General features: G+C 45.0%; 17 protein-coding genes and 1 pseudogene. 12 read left to right on the plus strand and 6 right to left on the minus strand.

Features of this window, described 5'->3' with window-relative positions:
- Nucleotides 1–36: 36 nt before the first annotated feature.
- A complete protein-coding gene (locus tag BCU07_RS02955) occupies nt 37–1386 on the minus strand; it encodes a sigma-54-dependent transcriptional regulator (RefSeq protein ID WP_102429104.1) in 1350 nt (449 codons plus the stop codon).
- Nucleotides 1387–1415: 29 nt separating this feature from the next.
- A complete protein-coding gene (locus BCU07_RS02960) occupies nt 1416–3236 on the minus strand; it encodes a sensor histidine kinase (protein ID WP_102429105.1) in 1821 nt (606 codons plus the stop codon).
- A 163-nt stretch (nt 3237–3399) separates the two neighbouring features.
- Here BCU07_RS02960 and BCU07_RS02965 point away from each other — a divergent pair.
- From BCU07_RS02965 to BCU07_RS03000, 8 genes and pseudogenes are all read left to right on the plus strand, one after another.
- Nucleotides 3400–3582: pseudogene (locus BCU07_RS02965) on the plus strand (hypothetical protein); the annotation flags it as partial.
- Between the two features lie 294 nt (nt 3583–3876).
- Entirely contained in the window at nt 3877–5175 is a 1299-nt protein-coding gene (gene tig, locus BCU07_RS02970; RefSeq protein ID WP_017065881.1) for a trigger factor, read from the plus strand.
- A 105-nt stretch (nt 5176–5280) separates the two neighbouring features.
- Nucleotides 5281–5907, plus strand: coding sequence for an ATP-dependent Clp endopeptidase proteolytic subunit ClpP (gene clpP / locus BCU07_RS02975; protein ID WP_004736080.1), 627 nt, complete (start codon nt 5281–5283; stop codon nt 5905–5907).
- Between the two features lie 81 nt (nt 5908–5988).
- Nucleotides 5989–7269, plus strand: a complete 1281-nt coding sequence (gene clpX, locus BCU07_RS02980; RefSeq protein ID WP_009847283.1) for an ATP-dependent protease ATP-binding subunit ClpX — start codon at nt 5989–5991, stop codon at nt 7267–7269.
- Between the two features lie 132 nt (nt 7270–7401).
- A complete protein-coding gene (gene lon, locus BCU07_RS02985) occupies nt 7402–9753 on the plus strand; it encodes an endopeptidase La (RefSeq protein WP_017060619.1) in 2352 nt (783 codons plus the stop codon).
- 168 nt (nt 9754–9921) lie between these two features.
- The gene (locus BCU07_RS02990) at nt 9922–10215 is read left to right on the plus strand and encodes an HU family DNA-binding protein (RefSeq protein ID WP_012604504.1); all 294 of its coding nucleotides are present in this window, start codon (nt 9922–9924) and stop codon (nt 10213–10215) included.
- A 218-nt stretch (nt 10216–10433) separates the two neighbouring features.
- Complete coding sequence (gene ppiD / locus BCU07_RS02995) at nt 10434–12299, plus strand: peptidylprolyl isomerase (protein WP_102429106.1); 1866 nt, start codon at nt 10434–10436, stop codon at nt 12297–12299.
- Between the two features lie 224 nt (nt 12300–12523).
- Entirely contained in the window at nt 12524–12823 is a 300-nt protein-coding gene (locus BCU07_RS03000) for a ComEA family DNA-binding protein (RefSeq protein ID WP_102429107.1), read from the plus strand.
- Here BCU07_RS03000 and rrtA read toward each other — a convergent pair.
- On the minus strand, nt 12814–13362 hold the full coding sequence (rrtA, locus tag BCU07_RS03005; protein ID WP_102429108.1) for a rhombosortase: 549 nt from the start codon (nt 13360–13362) through the stop codon (nt 12814–12816). The genes BCU07_RS03000 and rrtA overlap by 10 nt on opposite strands.
- 9 nt (nt 13363–13371) lie before the next feature.
- Here rrtA and BCU07_RS03010 point away from each other — a divergent pair, with 9 nt between their 5' ends.
- Complete coding sequence (locus BCU07_RS03010; RefSeq protein WP_017060615.1) at nt 13372–13971, plus strand: tRNA-uridine aminocarboxypropyltransferase; 600 nt, start codon at nt 13372–13374, stop codon at nt 13969–13971.
- Nucleotides 13972–13997: 26 nt separating this feature from the next.
- Here the strand turns inward: BCU07_RS03010 and BCU07_RS03015 are convergent, their stop codons facing one another.
- From BCU07_RS03015 to BCU07_RS03025, 3 genes are all read right to left on the minus strand, one after another.
- Entirely contained in the window at nt 13998–15341 is a 1344-nt protein-coding gene (locus BCU07_RS03015) for an anti-phage deoxyguanosine triphosphatase (protein WP_017060614.1), read from the minus strand.
- A 55-nt stretch (nt 15342–15396) separates the two neighbouring features.
- On the minus strand, nt 15397–15981 hold the full coding sequence (gene yfbR / locus BCU07_RS03020) for a 5'-deoxynucleotidase (protein WP_017060613.1): 585 nt from the start codon (nt 15979–15981) through the stop codon (nt 15397–15399).
- A 344-nt stretch (nt 15982–16325) separates the two neighbouring features.
- A complete protein-coding gene (locus BCU07_RS03025; protein WP_017060166.1) occupies nt 16326–17558 on the minus strand; it encodes a pyridoxal phosphate-dependent aminotransferase in 1233 nt (410 codons plus the stop codon).
- 296 nt (nt 17559–17854) lie between these two features.
- Here BCU07_RS03025 and BCU07_RS03030 point away from each other — a divergent pair, with 296 nt between their 5' ends.
- From BCU07_RS03030 to menH, 3 genes are read left to right on the plus strand one after another with little or no spacing between them, the layout of a single operon-like run.
- On the plus strand, nt 17855–19162 hold the full coding sequence (locus tag BCU07_RS03030) for an isochorismate synthase MenF (RefSeq protein WP_065583685.1): 1308 nt from the start codon (nt 17855–17857) through the stop codon (nt 19160–19162).
- Nucleotides 19159–20883: a 2-succinyl-5-enolpyruvyl-6-hydroxy-3-cyclohexene-1-carboxylic-acid synthase gene (menD, locus tag BCU07_RS03035; RefSeq protein WP_102429109.1), complete on the plus strand. Its 1725-nt coding sequence runs from the start codon at nt 19159–19161 to the stop codon at nt 20881–20883. The genes BCU07_RS03030 and menD overlap by 4 nt, the downstream gene beginning before the upstream one ends.
- 9 nt (nt 20884–20892) lie before the next feature.
- The gene (gene menH, locus BCU07_RS03040; RefSeq protein ID WP_017065885.1) at nt 20893–21690 is read left to right on the plus strand and encodes a 2-succinyl-6-hydroxy-2,4-cyclohexadiene-1-carboxylate synthase; all 798 of its coding nucleotides are present in this window, start codon (nt 20893–20895) and stop codon (nt 21688–21690) included.
- Nucleotides 21691–21774 lie beyond the last annotated feature (84 nt).

Genomic DNA, 21774 nt, shown 5'->3' on the forward strand with positions numbered 1-21774 from the left:
GAAATAAGTATATGTGATCTTGCTCCCAAATCTAATTTAGTTTGGTTCTACCTTATAAGATTCTTTCGTTAGCTGGTGCTTTTGCATCTTATCGTAGAGGGTTTTCCTCGGTAATTGCAGCCTCTCCATGGTCTCTTTTATACTGCCATTGCATTCAATAAGTGCCTGCTTCAACGTATTTTTTTCAAAGTCAGATACCAATTCTGCCAAAGACAGTTCTTGAGTAGTTTCAGTGGCGCTGTCTGATAAGTGAGAAAGCTTACCTAAAAGTACAAAACGCTCTGCAGTATTACGTAATTCTCGAACATTTCCCGGCCAATCATGAGCCAAAAGTGCGTGCAGCTCCTTTTGTGGAAGGGCAGGGGCAGTCTTGCCATAACGCGCCGCAGCGACCAGTAGGAAGTGGTGGAAGAGTGCTGGGATATCTTCTTGTCGGCTTCTTAACGGCGGTAAATCTAAGGTCACAACATTGAGTCGATAATAGAGGTCTTGGCGGAAAGTGCCTTCTTCAGCGGCTTTCTTTAGGTCGACTTTAGTTGCCGCAATCACTCGAATGTCTAGAGGGACTAAACCATTAGACCCAACCCTTTCGATGACGCGTTCTTGCAAGACGCGCAACAGGCGAATTTGTGCCTGCATTGGCATGGACTCAATTTCATCTAAGAATAGAGTTCCGCCCTGAGCAAATTCAAATTTACCGACACGTTTGCTTTCTGCGCCAGTGAATGCCCCTTTCTCATGGCCATACAGTTCACTCTCAATCAGATTTTCAGGTACTGCGCCGCAGTTGACTGCGACGAAGTTTTGTTCTCGCCTGCTGCTTTGTTCATGCAGAGAGCGTGCAACTAATTCTTTGCCAGTGCCTGTTTCGCCAAATAGCAATATGTCGGCATTGGTATCGGCAACGTGAGTGATGATAGACCGCAGCTCCGTCATTGATTGCGTGTCACCAATGATCCTTGGACCAAGTGCTTGGCTGGCTTTAAGTGAACGTTTTAACTCAAGGTTCTCGAGGGTGAGCTGACGTTTTTCTATCGCTCGCTTAGTGGTTTCGACTAGGCGTTCATTAGCGAAAGGTTTTTCAATGAAGTCATAGGCGCCGTATTGGATGGCTTGAACGGCCATTGAAATATCGCCGTGACCAGTAATCATGATCACAGGGATCTCTTTGTCTTTGTGCATTACGGTGTTGAGCAGATCATGCCCGGATAGACCCGGTAAACAGATATCAGTGATGATCACGTGAGGTAAGCCGTTTTCTTGAATCGCGAGCAGAGCAGACTCCGCGTCGGGAAAGAATTCGGCATCAATGTTAGCGAGCTCGAAGCTCTGTTCTATCGCCATTCTTAGGTCGGATTCATCATCAATGAAATAGACGTGACACATAGTGATTCCTTTACTTCTTTGTATTCTGGTTATTGCTGAGTTTTTGCTTGCTGTTCTTGTTCAACAAGGGGCAGCTCTATGCTGAATCGAGCACCGCCTTGAGGGCTACTACCGGTAACGAGCTTGCCATTTATTCCGCTGATTATTTGTTGAGAAATCGATAGTCCAAGTCCAAGTCCGTTTTTCTTGGTGGTATGAAAGGGTTCAAAAAAGTTTCCGTTCGAAGGGGAGGTGAAGCCGGGGCCGTTATCATCGACATGAATCAACAAGGTATTGGCCTGTTGATGGTCGGACTCTCTAATCTCTAACAGAATAGCTAATTGTTTGTCATCTTGTTGTTCCACCGCCTGAATCGCGTTGGTCAGCAGGTTAATGATCACCTGTTCCAGTTGAATGGCGTTGGCGAGCACGCAAGCATCAAAGGTCTCAGGGAGTTCGTTGACCTTAACTCGCTCGCTCTTGAGTTGTGGCTTCATCAGCTCTTTCGATGAATGTAAAACTGGGAGTATTTGTAAGGTGTGTAGCTCTTCCGCAGTAGATTTTTTGGCGAACGAGCGAAGCTGGTGGCTGATTTTCGCCATACGATCAGTGAGTGCCGAGATTCGCGATAGATTGTCATCGACACGATCGGTTTTTTCTTTGGCAAGAAACAATCGGCCGTTGTCGGCATAACTGCGAATCGCGGCAAGCGGGTTATTCAGTTCGTGACTGATGCTCGCTGACATCTGCCCTAGCACTGCTAGTTTGGCGGCTTGGATGAGCTCGTCTTGGGTTTGCCTCAGAACATGCTCGGTTTCGATACGGTGTTTGATCTCAACATGTAACTCCGATGTACGTTCAAGCACTTGAAATTCGAGTTTTTGCTTGGCTTCGGATTGCAGCCTGTCTATCTGTGCTCGTCTTTGTTGTCTATGGTGGTTGAGCTGCATTGTTAGATAAATAATCGCAAAGATTAGGCTCAAAACAACAAGGTAAGCAACCAAGTCCCACCAAACTAAGTGGGTTGGAGAAAATACCCGTATGGTGAGTCTTGGTTCGGCTAGGAAACGCGAAGAACTAAAGAACTGCTCTTGGACGAGTTTGTGTGGCGACTCAATACGACTGGTGGCACTGTCTAAATCGCCGGAGAAGTGCAGGCTTTCTATTTTTGTATCGAGATACTGCCTGCTTTCTTGAATTCGAGTGTGTTGTACTTCGCTTAGCGGCTGAAGGCTTTTGAACAGCCACTCAGGGTTACTCGACATAAATACAATTTGATCTTTATCGTCAGCAACAAAAAAACTCTGTTTGCCTTTCCAACTTGCTTCAATCAGCGATAAATCCATCTTTACGACAATGACGCCAATAATCTCGGCGGCATAGGAGACGGGGTAAGAATAATAATAGCCTCGCTTTCCAGAGGTTGAACCTAGCGCAAAATATTGATTTTCATTGCCAATAATCGCTTCTTGAAAGTAGGGGCGGAAAGCAAAGTTACGACGAATAAAAGAACGCGGTTGATTCCAGTTACTGGCTGCAATGGTGGTGCCGATACTGTCTAGTAGGTAGGTGTCGGATGCTTGAATCACCGAGTTTACGTGCTCTAGATAACGATTAGTGAGTTCGATTTGCGCAGAGTTACTTGGAGAGTGCAGGGCATCGACCAGCTCTTTGTCTTTTGAAAGCAGCTCGGGAATGTGCGCGAACTTATCCAATTGGCTTGAAATATGAACAGAAAAGCGGTCCAGCTTAGATTGATGATCATTTAACAAACTTTCATGGCTCGTGCTCCACACCCAATGACCGCCAAACACCATCAGTAAACTGTATGTGACCATTAACAGTATTGGGATTTTAAAAGCTTGAAACATGAAGGCTCTCCGCTGATTTCTTTGGTAAACAATCAAGCCTGTCTTCTCTCGTTTATGGTAGCAAATAGCGGTAGTTTTTGCTGAAAGCAGAGAGTGAACAGATGGATGTAGGTTAAGGGTTTGTAACGGGGATTGTTGAAAAAGTTATCGACTCTGAGGGGTAAAACAAGAGCAAGATCTCTTTTTAAGGTTTTTAGCAAAAAAAGCCCTCGATTCCCTTGAAAAAGTCGCTATTGTCCCCATTTCTGTTGTGCTAAGTGATGATTTGATCGTTTTTGTATCACTTAGTTGGACGAATTTAGAGCATTCATCATCATGCAGAGGTGAACGGCTCGACAGAGATTAAACAGATCGCTAGAATGTCGCGTCTAAAATTTCTGTCCTGAGGCTAATCGGAGATACCTTTCTTGTTTCTGAAAACAAGCTTTATTGCGTTTTAATCGACGTGTGAAGAACGAAGATATCGCTGATTAGTCTGGTGTTTGGTTGAATAATCAATTCAGACATCAATGCTCGATTTTAAATTAGGTGTTCGGATAGAGCACTACACAAGGATGCAGCCAACAACGTCTGCTTTTGAATTAAAGCTAAGTTACGGCTCATATGCTCAGATTACTGAGCCAGTTTTGAGGTTTATATAATGCAAGTTACTGTTGAAACGCTAGAAGGCCTAGAGCGCCGTCTTAATATTACTGTTCCTGCTGCTAACATCGAAGATGCAGTTACAGCTGAACTACGCAACATCGCGAAAAACCGTCGTTTCGATGGTTTCCGTAAAGGCAAAGTGCCAATGAAGATGGTTGCTAAAATGTACGGCAAAGCAGTACGTCAAGACGTGATGGGCGAAGTAATGCAACGTCACTTCATCGAAGCGATCGTTAAAGAGAAAATCAACCCAGCTGGCGCACCTACTTTCGCACCAGTTGAAAACAACGAAGGCGCTGACCTAGTATTCAACGCAACTTTTGAAGTTTACCCAGAAGTTGAGCTGAAAGGTCTAGAAAACATCACTGTTGAGAAACCAGCAGTAGAAGTTAAAGAAGCTGACGTTGAAGAGATGATCGAAACTCTACGTAAGCAACAAGCAACTTGGACTGAAGTTGAAGCTGCTGCTGACGCTGGTTCTCGTGCAACTATCGACTTCGTTGGTTCTATCGACGGTGAAGAGTTTGAAGGCGGCAAAGCTGAGAACTTCCCACTAGAGATGGGCGCTGGTCGCATGATCCCTGGCTTCGAAGACGGTATCGTTGGTAAAACAGCAGGTATGGAATTCGAAATCGACGTAAACTTCCCAGAAGATTACCACGCTGAAAACCTAAAAGGTAAAGCAGCTAAGTTCTCTATCAAGCTGAACAAAGTTGAAGCTCGTGAACTTCCAGAACTAAACGAAGAATTCGTTGCTAAGTTCGGCGCAACTGACGGCGTTGAAGGTCTTAAAGCTGAAGTTCGTAAGAACATGGAGCGTGAGCTTAAGCAAGCTGTTAAGAACCGCATCAAAGAGCAAGCTATCGACGGTCTAGTTAACGAAAACAACATCGACGTACCTTCTGCTCTAATCGATCAAGAGATCGGTGTTCTACGTCAACAAGCTGCTCAACGTTTCGGTGGCAACACTGAAGCTGCTGACCAACTTCCACGTGAGCTGTTCGAAGAGCAAGCTAAACGTCGCGTAGTTGTAGGTCTTCTACTTGGTGAAGTAATCAAGACTGAAGAGCTAAAAGCTGACGACGAGAAAGTTAAAGCTATCATCGAAGAGATGGCTACAGCATACGAAGATCCAACAGAAGTTATTGCTTACTACGAGCAAAACGAGCAAATGATGAACAACATGCGCAACGTTGCTCTAGAAGAGCAAGCTATTGATGCAATCATCGCTAAAGCTCAAGTTTCTGATAAAGAAGTTAGCTTCAACGAGCTAATGAATCAGCAACCTGCTTAATATAGTAATATCTGACGTAGAAGGTTGACGTACGGTCAACAATTCTGCTAACAATGGTCCGTATGATTTAATCATTCGGGCCATTTATTTTAGGGACATAAGAATATGAGCTACCAAGAAAAAAATACAATGCCATCGATTATGGACGCACTAGTTCCTATGGTGGTTGAACAGACTTCCCGTGGTGAACGTTCTTACGATATTTATTCTCGTCTATTAAAAGAACGTATCATTTTCTTAACAGGTCAAGTGGAAGACCACATGGCAAATCTTGTCGTGGCTCAACTGCTTTTCTTGGAATCAGAAAACCCAGACAAAGATATCTATCTTTACATCAACTCACCTGGCGGTAGCGTAACAGCAGGCATGTCTATCTACGACACAATGCAGTTCATCAAGCCAAACGTGAGCACAGTATGTATGGGGCAAGCTTGCTCTATGGGTGCATTCTTACTAGCGGGTGGTACTCCTGGTAAGCGTCACGTGCTTCCAAACTCACGTGTAATGATTCACCAGCCACTTGGCGGCTTCCAAGGCCAAGCGTCTGATATTCAAATTCACGCGCAAGAGATCCTAACGATCAAACAAAAGCTAAACAAACTATTGGCAGAGCACACTGGTCAGCCTCTAGAAGTTGTTGAGCGCGATACAGATCGTGATAACTTCATGTCTGCTGATCAAGCAGTAGAATACGGCTTGGTGGATTCAGTTCTTAATCACCGCGGTCAATAATTGCAGGGCAATTGTTTAACGCAAAGTGATTCAAATTGATATACACTCAAGCATAGAGAGTTAAGGCTAAGAGGTTAGCGAATGACAGATAAAAGCAAAGAGGGTGGTAGCGGTAAACTGCTTTACTGCTCTTTCTGTGGCAAAAGCCAACACGAAGTTCGCAAGTTAATCGCAGGTCCTTCTGTTTACATTTGTGATGAATGTGTCGATCTTTGTAACGACATTATTCGTGAAGAAATTAAAGATGTTCTTCCTAAGAAAGAATCGGAATCGCTGCCAACGCCGCGTGAGATTCGTGAGCATCTTGACGACTATGTAATCGGTCAAGAATACGCGAAGAAAGTGCTAGCAGTTGCAGTTTATAACCACTACAAGCGTTTACGTAATGGTGATACGACAGCTGAAGGCGTAGAGCTAGGTAAGAGTAACATTCTTCTTATCGGTCCTACTGGTAGTGGTAAAACACTACTGGCTGAAACATTGGCTCGTTTCCTAGACGTTCCTTTCACAATGGCAGACGCAACAACACTAACCGAAGCGGGTTACGTGGGCGAAGATGTTGAAAACATCATCCAGAAGTTGCTTCAGAAATGTGATTACGACGTAGCGAAAGCGGAACGCGGCATTGTTTACATCGATGAAATCGACAAGATTTCTCGTAAAGCTGAAAACCCATCAATCACGCGTGACGTGTCTGGTGAAGGTGTACAGCAAGCTCTACTAAAACTTGTTGAAGGTACAGTAGCTTCAGTTCCACCTCAAGGTGGTCGTAAGCATCCACAGCAAGAGTTCTTGCAAGTGGACACGTCTAAGATCTTATTTATCTGTGGTGGTGCGTTTGCAGGCCTAGATAAAGTGATTGAACAGCGTGTAGAAACAGGTTCAGGTATCGGCTTTGGCGCAGAAGTGCGTTCAAAAGATGAAACCAAAACTATCGGTGAATTGTTCACTCAAGTAGAACCTGAAGATCTAGTGAAATATGGTCTGATTCCAGAATTCATTGGTCGTCTACCTGTGACAACAACACTGACAGAGCTTGATGAAGAAGCGCTAATCCAAATCCTATGTGAGCCAAAGAATGCACTTACAAAACAGTACGCAGCATTATTTGAGCTTGAGGATACAGAGCTAGAATTCCGTGAAGACGCTTTACGTGCCATTGCTAAGAAAGCAATGAACCGTAAAACGGGTGCTCGTGGTCTACGCTCTATCTTGGAGGGTGTTCTACTAGAAACTATGTACGAACTGCCATCTTCAACTGATGTAAGCAAGGTTGTGATTGATGAGTCGGTAATTAATGGTGAGTCAGAACCACTATTAATTTACAGCAACTCAGATAACCAAGCAGCTGTTGCAGAGTAGGTCTTTTTTAGACAAGTCACTCAAATTGAAAAAGGAGGTAAGCAATTACCTCCTTTTTTTTATTCTTCCATTGAATCCAGTCGTTTAAGCCCCATATACTGCTTTATAAGTTAAAGCGGAAGAGAGAAATATATGAACTTGGAACGTTCCGAGCGTATCGAAATCCCCGTGCTACCTCTACGTGATGTAGTGGTTTACCCACACATGGTTATTCCATTGTTTGTTGGTCGTGAAAAATCGATTACTTGCCTTGAATCGGCAATGGAAGCTAACAAACAAGTACTACTTGTAGCGCAGAAAGAAGCGGACACTGATGAGCCTTCAATTGACGACCTATTTAAAGTAGGTACTGTCGCTACCATTCTTCAGTTACTAAAGCTCCCTGATGGTACTGTTAAAGTGCTTGTCGAAGGTCAGCAGCGTGCAAAAATTCACCAATTCAAAGAAAGTGAGTTTTTCTTAGCGGACGCAGAATACGTTGTAACCTCAGAACTTGACGAAAAAGAACAAGAAGTGGTTGTTCGCAGCGCGATCAATCAATTCGAAGGCTTTATTAAGCTGAACAAAAAGATTCCACCAGAAGTTCTAACATCTCTGAACGGTATTGATGAGGCAGCTCGCCTTGCTGATACGATTGCTGCACACATGCCACTTAAACTGGTAGACAAGCAGCACGTTCTAGAAATCTTAGATGTGACTGAACGTCTGGAATTCTTGATGGGCCAAATGGAGTCAGAAATTGACATCTTGCAAGTTGAAAAACGCATTCGTGGCCGCGTTAAGAAGCAAATGGAAAAATCTCAGCGTGAGTACTACCTGAATGAGCAAATGAAAGCGATTCAGAAAGAACTTGGCGAGATGGACGACGCTCCTGATGAATTCGAGACTCTGAAGAAGAAGATCGAAGACTCTAAGATGCCTCAAGAAGCTCGTGAAAAAACCGAGCAAGAACTGCAAAAACTGAAAATGATGTCGCCAATGTCTGCTGAAGCAACAGTAGTACGTAGCTACATTGATTGGATGGTGGGCGTTCCTTGGGCTAAGCGTTCAAAAGTGAAAAAGAATCTAGCGAAAGCGGAAGAGATCTTAAACGAAGACCACTACGGCTTAGAGCGTGTTAAAGAACGTATTCTTGAATACTTGGCAGTACAAAACCGTATCAACAAGCTAAAAGGCCCAATCCTTTGTCTTGTTGGTCCTCCTGGTGTAGGTAAAACCTCGCTAGGTCGTTCGATTGCTGCGGCAACGGGTCGTAAGTACACGCGTATGGCACTTGGTGGCGTTCGTGATGAAGCTGAGATTCGTGGTCACCGTCGTACGTACATCGGTTCACTTCCGGGTAAACTGATCCAGAAGATGTCTAAAGTTGGTGTTAAGAACCCACTGTTCCTATTAGATGAGATCGATAAGATGTCTTCTGATATGCGTGGCGACCCATCTTCAGCACTTCTAGAAGTTCTAGATCCAGAACAAAACAACGCATTTAACGATCACTACCTAGAAGTAGATTACGATCTGTCAGATGTTATGTTCGTGGCAACATCGAACTCGATGGACATTCCTGGGCCTCTACTGGACCGTATGGAAGTGATTCGTCTATCTGGTTACACAGAAGATGAGAAGCTGAACATTGCTAAGAGCCATTTACTGGACAAGCAAGTTCAACGCAACGGTCTTAAGCCTCATGAAATTGAGATTGAAGACTCTGCAATCATCGGCATCATTCGTTACTACACGCGTGAAGCGGGTGTACGTAGCCTAGAGCGTGAAATCTCAAAAATCTGTCGTAAAGCAGTGAAGAACATCTTGCTAGACAGCGATCTTAAGTCTGTAACGGTTAACATTGATAACCTGAAAGAGTACTTAGGTGTTCAACGCCACGACTTCGGTAAAGCGGATGAAAGCAACCGTATCGGTCAAGTAACAGGCCTAGCGTGGACTCAAGTGGGTGGTGATCTACTGACTATCGAGACCGAAGCAATGCCGGGCAAAGGTAAGCTAACGCAAACTGGCTCACTTGGCGACGTGATGAAAGAGTCGATTCAAGCGGCAATGACAGTGGTTCGTTCTCGTGCTGAAAAACTGGGTATCAACTCAGATTTCTACGAAAAACGTGACATTCACGTTCACGTACCAGAAGGTGCTACACCGAAAGATGGCCCGAGTGCGGGTATCGCAATGTGTACTGCACTTGTCTCTAGCTTGACGGGTAACCCGGTTAAAGCAGAGGTCGGTATGACAGGTGAAATTACCCTTCGTGGTGAAGTTTTACCTATCGGTGGCTTGAAAGAAAAACTGCTTGCTGCACACCGTGGCGGCATCAAAACTGTACTGATCCCTAAAGACAATGAGCGTGATTTGGAAGAGATTCCAGACAACGTAATCGCTGACTTGAAGGTGATCCCGGTTCAGTGGATTGATGAAGTACTCAAAGTCGCGCTAGAACGAGATCCGTCAGGGGTCGAGTTTGACGTGAAAAAATAGTGATGCATAGCAAAAATAAGTAAAGAATTACGCTGATAGGCCCGAAAAGGCTTGTCAGCGTTTTTTTTGGACGCTAAGTTATTGATCAAAGCGGCAGCCCTTTTGCAATAAGGCTTGCGGCTAAATTAAAACCAAAATGGAACGTACAGTCATCAGAAGTAGTCACAGATGACACATAGGGGAAAAACAGTGAATAAAACACAACTAGTAGAATCAATCGCAGAAAACGCAGACATCTCTAAAGCTTCAGCTGGCCGCGCTCTAGACGCATTCATCGAAGCAGTTGGCACAACGCTACAATCTGGTGACCAAGTTGCACTTGTTGGCTTTGGTACTTTCAGTGTTCGTACTCGTGCTGCTCGTACAGGTCGTAACCCAAAAACTGGTGAAGAGATCCAAATCGCAGAAGCTAAAGTACCTGGCTTCAAAGCGGGTAAAGCACTTAAAGACGCATGTAACTAATTTTCACTGCTGAAACCTCCATTTAAGAGGGGAAGGCAGTAAAATGCGTTTACTGTTTGAAAAATGATGTTTCATTCTTAAACAGTATGTGTACAAAGCACATTGAACTTATTTAAATTATGCGCATCCTACTGATGCGCATTTCTTTTTCTGATAATATCGCGTGAATAGATTTTTATTTTGAAGCCAATGCTTCATATCCGGAGAGCACTTAAATTATGATGGATCGATTACGCGAAGGCGTGAATAGCATCGCGGTAAAAATTATCCTTGGGTTGATTATCCTGTCATTCGTATTCGCAGGTGTAGGCAGCTACATCACCGGTGGCGGTAACAACGCAGCAGCTAAAGTTGGCAACACAGAAATTGCTCGTGGTGAGTTCGAACAGGCTTACCAAAACGAACGTAATCGTATGCAGTCTCAACTTGGCGATTACTTCGCGCAAATGCTTGCAGACCCTGCTTACGTAGAGTCTTTCCGTAAATCAGTACTTGATCGCATGATCAATGACGTACTGCTTGAGCAGCAAGCTGAGTCTCTAGGCCTACGAATCAGTGATTCTCAAATCCGCACCATGATTCTAGAAATGCCTCAGTTCCAAACGGCGGGTCAATTCGACCAAGAAGTTTACCAATCGGCACTACGTCGTGCAGGTTTCAGCGCAGAGAGCTTCGCTGAATACATGCGTCGTGACCTTATGCGCAACCAGCTTGTGACTGCACTTCAAGGCAGTGAATTCGTTCTTCAGGGCGAAATCGATACTCAGAGCAAGCTTATCGCACAAACTCGTGACATTCGCACAGTGACACTGTCTGTTGCTGACCTTGCAAAAGACATCGAGTTAACTGACGAGCAAATCGAACAGTACTACCAAGAGAACCCAGCAGCTTACACTCGTCCAGAGCAAGCTAAGGTATCTTACATTGAGCTTTCTGCTGAAGCGCTTAAGTCTCAGCTTGAAGTAAGCGATGAAGAAGCACAGAAATACTACCAAGAGCACCTAGACAAGTACTCAACGGAAGAGCAACGTAAAGTTAGCCACATCCTAGTTCAAGGCGATGACGAAGCGAAAGCTCAGGCAATCCTAGACGAGCTAAATGCAGGCGCTGATTTTGCTACGCTAGCGGAAGAGAAATCTGACGACTTCGGTAGTGCAGACGTTGGCGGTGACCTAGGTTGGATTGAGCGCGATGTTATGGACCCTGCATTCGAAGACGCGGCTTTCGCTCTTGAGAATATTGGCGATACTACTGGCCTAGTTAAATCTGATTTCGGCTACCACATCATCAAGCTAGACGAACTAAAAGCGTCTCAAGCTCAGCCTTACACTGAAGTAGCGGCAGAGATTAAGACAGAGCTTCTAGACCAACACGCAGTTGATCAGTTCTACGAGCAACAAACTGAGCTAGAAAAAGTAGCGTTTGAATTCCCAGATTCTCTAGTTGATTCTGCAGAAGCTATCAACGCGAAGATCACAACGACAGATTTCATCTCTCAAGTTGACGCTCCAGAAGTTCTGATGACGCCTGCAGTTATGCAAGCTATCTTGAGCCCTGAAGTGAAAGAAGACGGTCTAAACTCGGAAGTTATCGAAGTTGCACCTGAGCACGTAATTGTTGTTCGTGTAGAAGAGACTCGTGATGAGACAGTTCTTCCTCTAGCTGAAGTGAAAGATCAAGTTGTCGCTGCACTGTCTGCTGTACAAGCAGAGCAGCAAGCGGTTGAGCTAGGTGTTTCTCTAGTGAACGAACTTGAGCAAGGCAATGAAGCAGTACTAGCGGACAACAACCTTGAGTTCACTGAACTTGAAACGATTGACCGTAACTCGCCATTAGCGGCATCTGTATTCGCTCTAGCGAAACCAGAAGCAGGTCAAGCTGTGTTCGGTCAATCTAAAGACCAAGACGGTAATATCGTTGTTGTTGAGCTTTCTAAAGTAACGGCTGAGATCAACCCAGCCTACAGCACTCAAATTGGTGCACAGTTGGAGCGAGTTGGTAACCAGCAAGACCTGACTAACGTATTAAACGTACTTCGTAAAAACGCAGACGTTGAATACTACGTAGTGGGTCAAGGTCAGTAAGCGTTTGATTACCTCAGTAGCAAGCTCAAGTTAGAGCTTACTACTGAAATCAACACGTGATTGTTAGGCTTTAATTCAGATTTGTGAGCCAACAAACAAGCTGATGAAAATAAGATGTATAACGAAGCGGGTCACTTAGGTGATCCGCTTTATTTTTATCTGGTGATTGTGTTATCTAGCGCGGCAAATGCATAAGTTACGTTTTTTGAACAAAGGAACTATTTATGCGCACGATATATTCAACACTAATTCTTTCATTTCTGATGCTCTTAAGCCCTGCCGTGTTTGCAGACAGCCCAACCAAGGCTGAGCTTTACGAAGGCATTGAGATTACGGTCAACATCAATACCGCGACGGCAGAAGAACTTTCAGCACTATTGGTTGGCGTGGGTGACAAGAAAGCCAAAGAAATCGTCGATTACAGAGATCAGAACGGGGCATTTACTACTGCTAATGATTTGGTGAGTGTCAAAGGGATAGGTGAAGCGACGGTTGAAAAGAACCGCGAAAGAATTCAACTTTGATTCGTTTTTCTATCCGTTATAAATAACACGACAGCCATGAAGCCTCCAGCCAGTGCACCTGCTAGGTGGGCTTCAATGGCGACACGAGCATTAATCAGTTCGCCAGTGGTGCTAGAAGGGCCAATAAGCTGCTCCCAAGCGATTTTAGCGATTAATCCCAATACTAACAGCCAACTTGATCTCCTACCGTTTAAAGCCTCACTGAGCGCGAATAAGCCAAACAACCCATGCAAAGTGCCAGATAGGCCAACGTAGATCTGAATACTTGAAAACAACAGAGCGACGCCAGTCACTAAACTGATCACAAGCAAAGCAACAACAAGCTGTTTTTTACTCGGTTGAAACAGGTAGCTGATGATCCACAAGCCTGCTAGATTCATCAGAAGATGCGAGTAGTTGGTATGTGAAAAGTTTCCTGTTAGGATTCGCCACCATTGCCCATCGGCAATCGCATTGCTATCCCAAACGACCCAAGCTTGTATTGGCTCAAATTGGAATAAGACGCATAAAAGTGAAATGAAAATTAAAACAGGGTACACATTAAATCCATGTCTCGTTATTGCCCCCAATGCAGCAAGGCTTTGAAAGCTTGTATTTGTCAGTGGGTTACACCACTCGAATCGAATGTTGAGCTTATCATTCTTCAGCACCCATCAGAAGAGCATCGTCCGATGGGAACAGCGCGTATTCTCTCGTTATCTCTTAATAACAGCGTGACGTTTGTTGGCGAAGACTTTTCAGACAACGAACAACTCAACGCATTGTTGTGCGATGAACAGTATCAACATGTGATTTTATACCCAAGCGAAAACTCTGTTTCAGTTGAGTCGGCGACATCTCCCAATAAGAAGCTGCGTGTGATTTTATTGGATGGCACGTGGAAGAAAGCATTCAAGATGTGGCAAGTATCGAGTAACTTGCATGCGTTGAACACGGTTCATTTACCGAAAGATCTCAAGGGTAATTACCGAATTCGCAAAGCACCCAGTGAAAATAGCCTTTCAACCGTTGAAGCTGGCTATCATTTACTTAGCTTGTTAGAGCGTGATGGCGACTTTAGCCCTTTGCTAACGGCATTTGACCAAATGATTCAGTTTCAAATCAATCAAATGCCGCCGGGCGTGTTTGAGAAAAACTACTTAGATTAAGCCGTTTTAGTAAAGTGAGTCAGGAATTAAAACTCGGTATGAGCTGAGAACAATTGCTGATGCATTTTCTGCGCAAGATCATCAGTCATCGATGAAATGTAATCGGCTATCACGCGCATTTTTCGAGACTCATCTTGATGTTGTAGCCATTGCTTCTTGATGGGCAGTGGCAGCAAGCGTTCAGGATCTGCGCTGAATGCTTCAAACATATCCATGATGATCTGTTGACCTTTGTATTCGATGACCTGAACCTGTGGCACTTGAATAACGAACTCGCTGACAAAGTGTTTCAGCTTATCGAGTGTGCCGTCCATGCTCGGCTCGAGCACCGCATTGTAAGCCAACAGTACATTCTCAAAGTTAGCCTCCACTCGCTTAATCGAGATACTGGTCAACAGTGCGTTGACTATCCCACCAATCGCATCCTTTCGACGATACTGTTCACCAGAGAAAAGCATCTCTGTAATTGAATCTAGGTGTTCACAAATCCATGGGTCGGCCATCTCTTTCAGTTGAGGGTAAGCCGATTCGACCCACTGAGCTTTGGTCACAGAGCCAAGCACAATCGCATCTTCTAAATCGTGCACGCCATACGCGATGTCGTCAGCAAGTTCCATGATCGAACAATCCAGTGACTTATATTTGGTCTTGTTGTGCTCAAGTGGCTCGGTATGCGTTTTTCTTTTCTGTTTTAGGAGCTGTTGGTCGCTGCTTGAAAGCGGTTCAAGCACCCAGTTAAACAACTCTTCATCATGATCGTAGATGCCTTTTGCTGGCATCCAATCTTTAGCTCGGAGTTGTCGTTGATGCTTAACGGGTTCAGACTGCAATTTAGCTTGAACCTCACTCAGCAGAGAAGGGTACTTAATTAGACCTAACAAAGTGCGTCGAGATAGGTTCATCCCGTGATGTTCAGTGTAAGGTTCTAGCTGTGTGACTATGCGAAACGTTTGAGCGTTGCCCTCAAAGCCGCCGTGGTCGCGCATCATGTAGTTGAGTGCGACTTCGCCGCCATGTCCATAGGGTGGATGACCGATGTCGTGAGCCAAACACAGTGAATCAATCAAACTGTCTGAGGGTAATAGGTCTCGAAATTCGGGCTGCTTTTTCTTCAGTTGAGCGACGATACCGGTGCCAAGCTGAGCGGCCTCAAGAGAGTGGGTAAGGCGCGTTCGGTGAAAGTCGTTGACCGTGGTGCCATGGATCTGGGTTTTCGCTTGTAAGCGACGGAAAGCAGCAGAGTGAAGCACGCGCGCACGGTCACGCTGATACGGGCTGCGGTGGTCATCCCGTCTTATTTTATGTTCATCGTCATTTCGATGCTGCCATTCTTGTTCGAGTACAAAGGGTGGTTCGAGTTGAGAATTCAAAATAGCACCTATCAAATTGATTTTATTTAGCTAATTAAAAACAACTTATACCCAGCTAGCTTATCTCGTCTAGTGATAATTCAAAGCTCGGTGCGAATGTGGTGAGAAAGTAGTCCATTTCTGGGCTTTTGCGTTGTTCGAGTGTCTCTTCCAATCGGCGCTTGGCTTGCTCGTATTCATGATTGCCCGCACTGAGCTCTTCCAAGCATTTCAGGTACGCACAGATAGTATCTGCCTGCTTGACGATGCTTTGCTCTTCTTTACTCGCAGTACCAGATATTAAGAAGGGGGCGAAGTCGTCTCTGAACTCTTCTGGCAACATCGAAAGCAGTCTTTGTTCTGCCGCGGCTTCTATCTTCTTATACTCTTGTGCGATATCCGGGTTGTAGTATTTAACTGGCGTTGGCAAATCACCCGTCAGTACCTCACTGGTGTCGTGGTACATGCCAAGCAGAGCAATGTGCTCGGGGTTAAGCTGACCATCAAACTTCTTGTTTTTGATCAGTGCCAAGGCGTGTGCCACGAAAGCAACCTGTAGGCTATGTTCTGAAATGTTCTCGCTTGATACCGAACGCATCAGGGGCCAGCGTTGAATTAGCTTCATGCGTGCGAGATGGGCAAAGAAATGGCTCTGTTTCATAAATGTCCTTATAGTACCAATCGTAGTAAATAACTGGTCATCCTAGCTTGTTAAAAAACTCGATAACTATGTTAGAATTTTTGATTGTAGAATAACTACTTATCGAAGCTGCTTGTCGAAAATAGCTGCCTTGTTCTCAAGCTTTTTCCCTACGCTATTTCTGAACACTTACTTACTGTGATTGGTATAAACAATACTCCACTCGTATCTTGTGTTTGCACAGGGATACGAGACAGCGGATACAAAAAAGGCTCCTAAACAGGAGCCTTTTAAGCATAGAAGTGAATGAATACAAGTTAAAGTCTTTTAAAACAGCAAATTGTAGCCATCTTTCTTTGTGCTCATTAACCTTCGATGAGGTCGTCTTGGCTGTAAGTCTGTAAGAAGCGCTCTAAACGACCAATTGCGATTTCTAGATCTTCGATGTGCGGCAGAGTCACGATACGGAAGTGATCCGGTTTCGGCCAATTGAAGCCCGTACCTTGAACCAATAGCACCTTCTCTTGCTTAAGGAAGTCGAGTACAAACTTCTGATCGTCTTTGATGTTGTACATGTTGGTGTCGATTTTAGGGAACAGGTACATTGCACCTTTCGGTTTCACACAAGAAACGCCAGGGATCTTGTTGATCAGTTCCCATGCACGGTCACGCTGTTCAAGCAGTCGACCGCCTGGAAGAATCAGCTCATTGATACTCTGATAGCCACCGAGTGCGGTTTGGATAGCGTGTTGCATCGGAACGTTGGCACACAAACGCATTGAGGCCAGCATTTCTAGCCCTTCTACATAGCCTTTCGCTAGGTGTTTAGGGCCTGTTAAGAACATCCAACCACCACGGAAACCACATACACGGTAAGCTTTAGATAGGCCGTTGAACGTGACCATTAATACGTCTTCAGCAAGCGTTGCCACTGAAGTGTGTACCGCACCGTCGTAAAGTACTTTGTCGTAGATTTCATCGGCGAAGATGATCAAACCGTGCTCACGAGCAATCTCAACCACTTGTAATAGGAAATCACGGCTGTATACCGCGCCTGTTGGGTTGTTCGGGTTGATAAGAACGATGCCGCGCGTCTTTGGTGAGATCTTCGCGCGCATGTCGTCTAAATCTGGATACCAATCAGCATCTTCATCACACATGTAGTGAACCGGTGTACCACCAGAAAGCGCAACAGACGCTGTCCATAGTGGGTAATCCGGAGCGGGAACTAAGATTTCATCACCATTATCCAGTAGCGCTTGCATAGACATAACGATAAGCTCTGATGCGCCGTTACCAATGTAAACGTCTTCTACATCAAGGTTACGTAGGCCTTTTTTCTGGTAGTGCTGAACAACCGCTTTGCGGGCTGAATAGATGCCTTTTGAGTCGCAGTAACCTTGAGATGTCGGTAGGTTACGGATTACGTCAACAAGGATTTCATCAGGGGCGTCAAAACCAAATGGGGCGGGGTTACCAATATTAAGCTTCAGTATTTTATGCCCTTCTTCTTCCATGCGCTTAGCATGTTTGAGTACAGGCCCCCTGATTTCATAGCATACGCTGTTGAGTTTTGACGACATCCCGATATTTTGCATTGCCGATTTCCTGAAATTAATTTAAATACTTTATTAAAGTACCGCAAAATGGCGTTTGATAGAATAAAAATCTGATGAATGTCGCATTTCAGTATCACGTTTAGCCTTTTTGTTGTCACTCTTTTCTAAATTTTAATTAATCGCTTTCTTGGTTATTGGCTAAGATGAATAAAGGGGCGGGATCGCTTAAAATCACAGGAATGTTGAAAAGATATAGTACATTCTTGATCTAAGTGGGTACTGCCCATAAAGTATCAAACTAATATAATAATAATTTAGATGTGAACGAGGTCGATTTGTCACATTTCCAGCAAACTATCTCCGCTTTGATTGAGCGAGTACAAAATGCCCAAGCAAGCGAAGTTCGTTGTGTTGAAGTTCTAACGCAAAAACCATCGTTTGCATTTATAGAATGGCTTCATGCTCAACCGCTCTTTCCTAAGTTCTACTGGCAGTCACGCGACACTCGTGAAGAGGTTGTTGCGCTCGGACAGTTACATACGTTTTCAGATCCTGCACCCGCGTACGCTATTCTTGGTGAAGACCAACGAATCTGGGGTGGACGCTCGTTTGATGGGCACACCGCAAAGAACCGTCGCTGCATGGAGTCGTTTTTCTTCCTTCCTCAGGTTGAATTGATCCGCTTTGACAATACTTGGTCGCTGGCGGTTAATTTGTCCCCTGATCGCGTTTCTTCTATTAATGCTTTGAATAAGCTTTCTGTAGAAGCCGCGATATTGGCGCCTTTGTCTGCCCATATTGAACAGATCAATCACGTTCCAGAAAGAGAGCAGTGGGGCAACCTTGTCGATAAAGTGCTGCAAGGCATTAGCGATGAAGAGTACAAAAAAGTCGTTTTAGCACGTAAAACCACACTGCAACTCGATGCTCCTATCTGCGCAGCTCAATTACTTAAAGCCAGCTATCTGCAAAATCACCACAGTTTCCACTTTATGTTGGTGCTGGATTCTAAACACAGTTTCATTGGCTCGACACCAGAGCGCTTATATAGCCGACATGGTACGGAGCTTGATACCGAGGCGCTTGCTGGAACCATTGGTCGCGGAGAGAACGCTACTGAGGATATGGAACTGGCCAACTGGCTTTCTCAAGACAGCAAAAACCTCAATGAGAACCAGTATGTGGTCGACGACATCATTGAGCGTCTCACTCCTCATTCTCAAACGGTCCATGTTGAAAAGGATGCTCGTCTAGTGCGCTTGCGTAAGGTGCAGCATTTGAAGCGCAATATCCATGCTCAGCTCAACAATGGCGTTAATGGTGTGCAGTTGCTTGCTGCCTTACAGCCAACTGCTGCGGTGGCGGGTTTACCTCGTAAAGAGGCGATGGATTTCATTCTTGAACACGAACCGTTTGCACGAGGTTGGTATGCAGGCTCTGTAGGCTATATCAGTCATCAGCGAGCGGAATTCTGCGTGGCGATTCGAAGCGCCTTGATTGTAAACGATCAAGTACAACTGTTTGCTGGCGCGGGGATCGTGCCGGGATCGGTTGCCGAACATGAGTGGCAAGAGCTGAATAAGAAGATGTCGACTCTGCTCAGTCTCATTTCTGATCACCCACCATTAGGTGTGGCGTCATGAATCACGACCAAGCTGTATTAAACAGAGTTTGGTGTAACACATTACTTGAAGAGCTTGCCCGCAGCGGTGTTGAACATGTTTGCATCGCGCCAGGCTCTCGTTCAACACCATTAACACTCGAAGCCGAAGCTAACTCTAAGCTAACCTTACATACGCACTTTGATGAGCGCGGGCTTGGCTTCTTGGCTTTAGGTTTAGCTAAAGCGAGCAACAAACCCGTTGCGGTGGTTGTTACTTCTGGAACTGCCGTAGCTAACCTTCTACCAGCGACCGCTGAATCTGGATTAACGCGAGAAAAGCTAATCTTGTTGACCTCCGATCGACCGATTGATTTAGTCGACTGTGGTGCCAATCAAGCGATTCAGCAGCAGGGTATCTTTTCGTCTCACGTTGAAACGGCACTAAACCTTCCAAGTCCAACGACACAAGTTTCTTTGAATTGGCTTTTGACGTCGGTTGATAACGCACTGGCGAAACAGCGCAGCGTCGGTGGGGCTATTCATATCAACTGTCCGTTCCCAGAACCGCTTTATTCCGCTAATAGCGCCGAGATGTATGCGGATTATACAAAGAGCGTGGCAGCTTGGAGAGCTTCAACCTGCCTTTACTCGAACACTTATTTGCCCAGTCATTTAATCGCTCAGCCTGTCTCAGCAAGTGATTATGTCGCTCGTAAAGGCGCAGTGATTATTGGTTCTATCGAGAATGAAGCCGCAATTAAAGCCAAGCAGTTTGCGACAGCTTTGGGCTGGCCAGTATTCTGTGACCCTCAATCGGGTGTCAGTAGTGACTGGAAACACTATGATTTATGGATGCAAAGTGACGCAGCCAAAGCACAGCTTAGTCAGTGTGATTTTATTATCCAGTTTGGTGAGCGCATCGTATCTAAGCGTCTTAACCAATGGGTAAAAGAACAAGCTGCCACATTTTGTTCATCGCAGTACATCGTTGTTTCACCAGATGCACATCGTATTAATCAAGATCATCTGCCTCAAACTCATATTGTCGCTGATATCGAACATTGGTTATCAGAGCAACATCTACCAACGCTGTTGGGAGAACATGCTGGCTGGGCGGCATCTTTGGCGGAAGTCGCGAATACGGTTCAGCAGTTAGCGTTGGCGCAAATCTCTAATAACGACCAACTGACAGAGTTGAGCGTTGCCGTTGACTTGTCGTCTAGACTTAAGGGCAGAGAGCTTTTTGTGGGAAATAGCTTGATGGTAAGGCTGGTGGATATGCTGTCATCAATCTCTGCGACTCAAGTCTACAGCAACCGCGGTGCATCGGGCATTGATGGCTTGGTGGCGACGGCTGCGGGAGTGATAAAAGCCAACCAGAATCCTTTGATGATGCTGATTGGTGACACCTCTTTGTTGTACGACCTAAATTCGCTGGCGCTACTTACTCACAGCACAACACCAATGGTTATTGTGGTTACCAATAACGATGGTGGGGCAATCTTTGATTTTTTGCCGGTTCCTGAGCAACAAAAACAGTCTCTATATCAAATGCCTCATGGTTTCAATTTTGAACATGCTGCTGCGCAATTCCATCTTGGTTATGCGGCGCCAGAAACCTTGAATTGCTATCAAACGCTCATCGAACAACATTTTGAACAAGGTCAGGGTACCTTGCTCGTAGAAGTTAAGACGCCTCCCGAACAAGCGTCTACTTTGCTGAAGCAATTCAGCTCAATGCTCACCGAGGCATTAGCCTAAGGACTTTACATGCTTTACTCCAATTATTACCCAGCAGTACAAGAATCTTCTGACAAACCTTTGCTTGTTTTTTTACATGGTTTACTCGGAAGCGGGGATGATTGGAGTGCATGCCACCCCTTCCTCGAAGACTTTCCTCGTCTTTGCATAGATTTGCCCGGACACGGACAAAGCCGGTTTATCGACCCTGTAGGCTTTGATCATTGCTGTACCAAGATAGTTCAGTGCATCACATCTCAGCTGGCTCTCAACGATCTTCCTGTCGATTATCCTATCGTGGTGATTGGGTATTCTATGGGGGGAAGGCTTGCCATGTATGGGGTAACAAGCCCTTGCTTCGAAACTCTTAACTTAGAGAAAGTCATCATTGAAGGTGGCAACTTTGGCTTGGAATGTGATGAAGAAAGAGCACAAAGGTTAGTACACGATACGCAATGGGCTGTTCGCTTTGCACAGCAGTCGATTGAAGATGTTTTAGACGATTGGTATCAACAAAGCGTCTTTTCTTCACTAAATCATGAGCAAAGACAAACTTTGGTCATAAAGCGTAGTGGTAACCTTGGAGTATCCGTAGCAAATATGTTGTTATCTACTTCGTTAGCTAAGCAACCGGATTTACGTGCCACATTGAAATCTCATGAGCATTTATTGCATTATGTATGTGGAGAAAAAGATCGTAAATTCATGGAGCTAGCTGAGAATAGTGGCTTTGAATATAGTCAGGTGGATTACGCGGGTCATAATGTTCATTTTGAGCAACCAGAGATGTTTTCAAATCTGATCATCCAATGTATCGCCAGTCGTTGATGAACTGACTGAGCGAACCTCTCGTATCAAGCGCTATAGAAAGCAGAGCAACACCGTCGCGACTCTACGCTAGTCGCGCTCTCT

Source organism: Vibrio sp. 10N.261.54.E10 (genome assembly GCF_002877735.2).
GTDB lineage: Bacteria > Pseudomonadota > Gammaproteobacteria > Enterobacterales > Vibrionaceae > Vibrio > Vibrio crassostreae_C.

Coding starts and splice junctions, on each gene's coding strand:
- yfbR (WP_017060613.1), bottom strand. CDS start 15,981: ATGAAACAGAGCCATTTCTTTGCCCATCTCGCACGCATGAAGCTAATT.
- BCU07_RS02960 (WP_102429105.1), bottom strand. CDS start 3,236: ATGTTTCAAGCTTTTAAAATCCCAATACTGTTAATGGTCACATACAGT.
- clpP (WP_004736080.1), top strand. CDS start 5,281: ATGAGCTACCAAGAAAAAAATACAATGCCATCGATTATGGACGCACTA.
- tig (WP_017065881.1), top strand. CDS start 3,877: ATGCAAGTTACTGTTGAAACGCTAGAAGGCCTAGAGCGCCGTCTTAAT.
- ppiD (WP_102429106.1), top strand. CDS start 10,434: ATGATGGATCGATTACGCGAAGGCGTGAATAGCATCGCGGTAAAAATT.
- menH (WP_017065885.1), top strand. CDS start 20,893: ATGCTTTACTCCAATTATTACCCAGCAGTACAAGAATCTTCTGACAAA.
- BCU07_RS03010 (WP_017060615.1), top strand. CDS start 13,372: ATGTCTCGTTATTGCCCCCAATGCAGCAAGGCTTTGAAAGCTTGTATT.
- clpX (WP_009847283.1), top strand. CDS start 5,989: ATGACAGATAAAAGCAAAGAGGGTGGTAGCGGTAAACTGCTTTACTGC.
- menD (WP_102429109.1), top strand. CDS start 19,159: ATGAATCACGACCAAGCTGTATTAAACAGAGTTTGGTGTAACACATTA.
- lon (WP_017060619.1), top strand. CDS start 7,402: ATGAACTTGGAACGTTCCGAGCGTATCGAAATCCCCGTGCTACCTCTA.
- BCU07_RS03025 (WP_017060166.1), bottom strand. CDS start 17,558: ATGCAAAATATCGGGATGTCGTCAAAACTCAACAGCGTATGCTATGAA.
- BCU07_RS03000 (WP_102429107.1), top strand. CDS start 12,524: ATGCGCACGATATATTCAACACTAATTCTTTCATTTCTGATGCTCTTA.
- BCU07_RS02990 (WP_012604504.1), top strand. CDS start 9,922: ATGACACATAGGGGAAAAACAGTGAATAAAACACAACTAGTAGAATCA.
- BCU07_RS02955 (WP_102429104.1), bottom strand. CDS start 1,386: ATGTGTCACGTCTATTTCATTGATGATGAATCCGACCTAAGAATGGCG.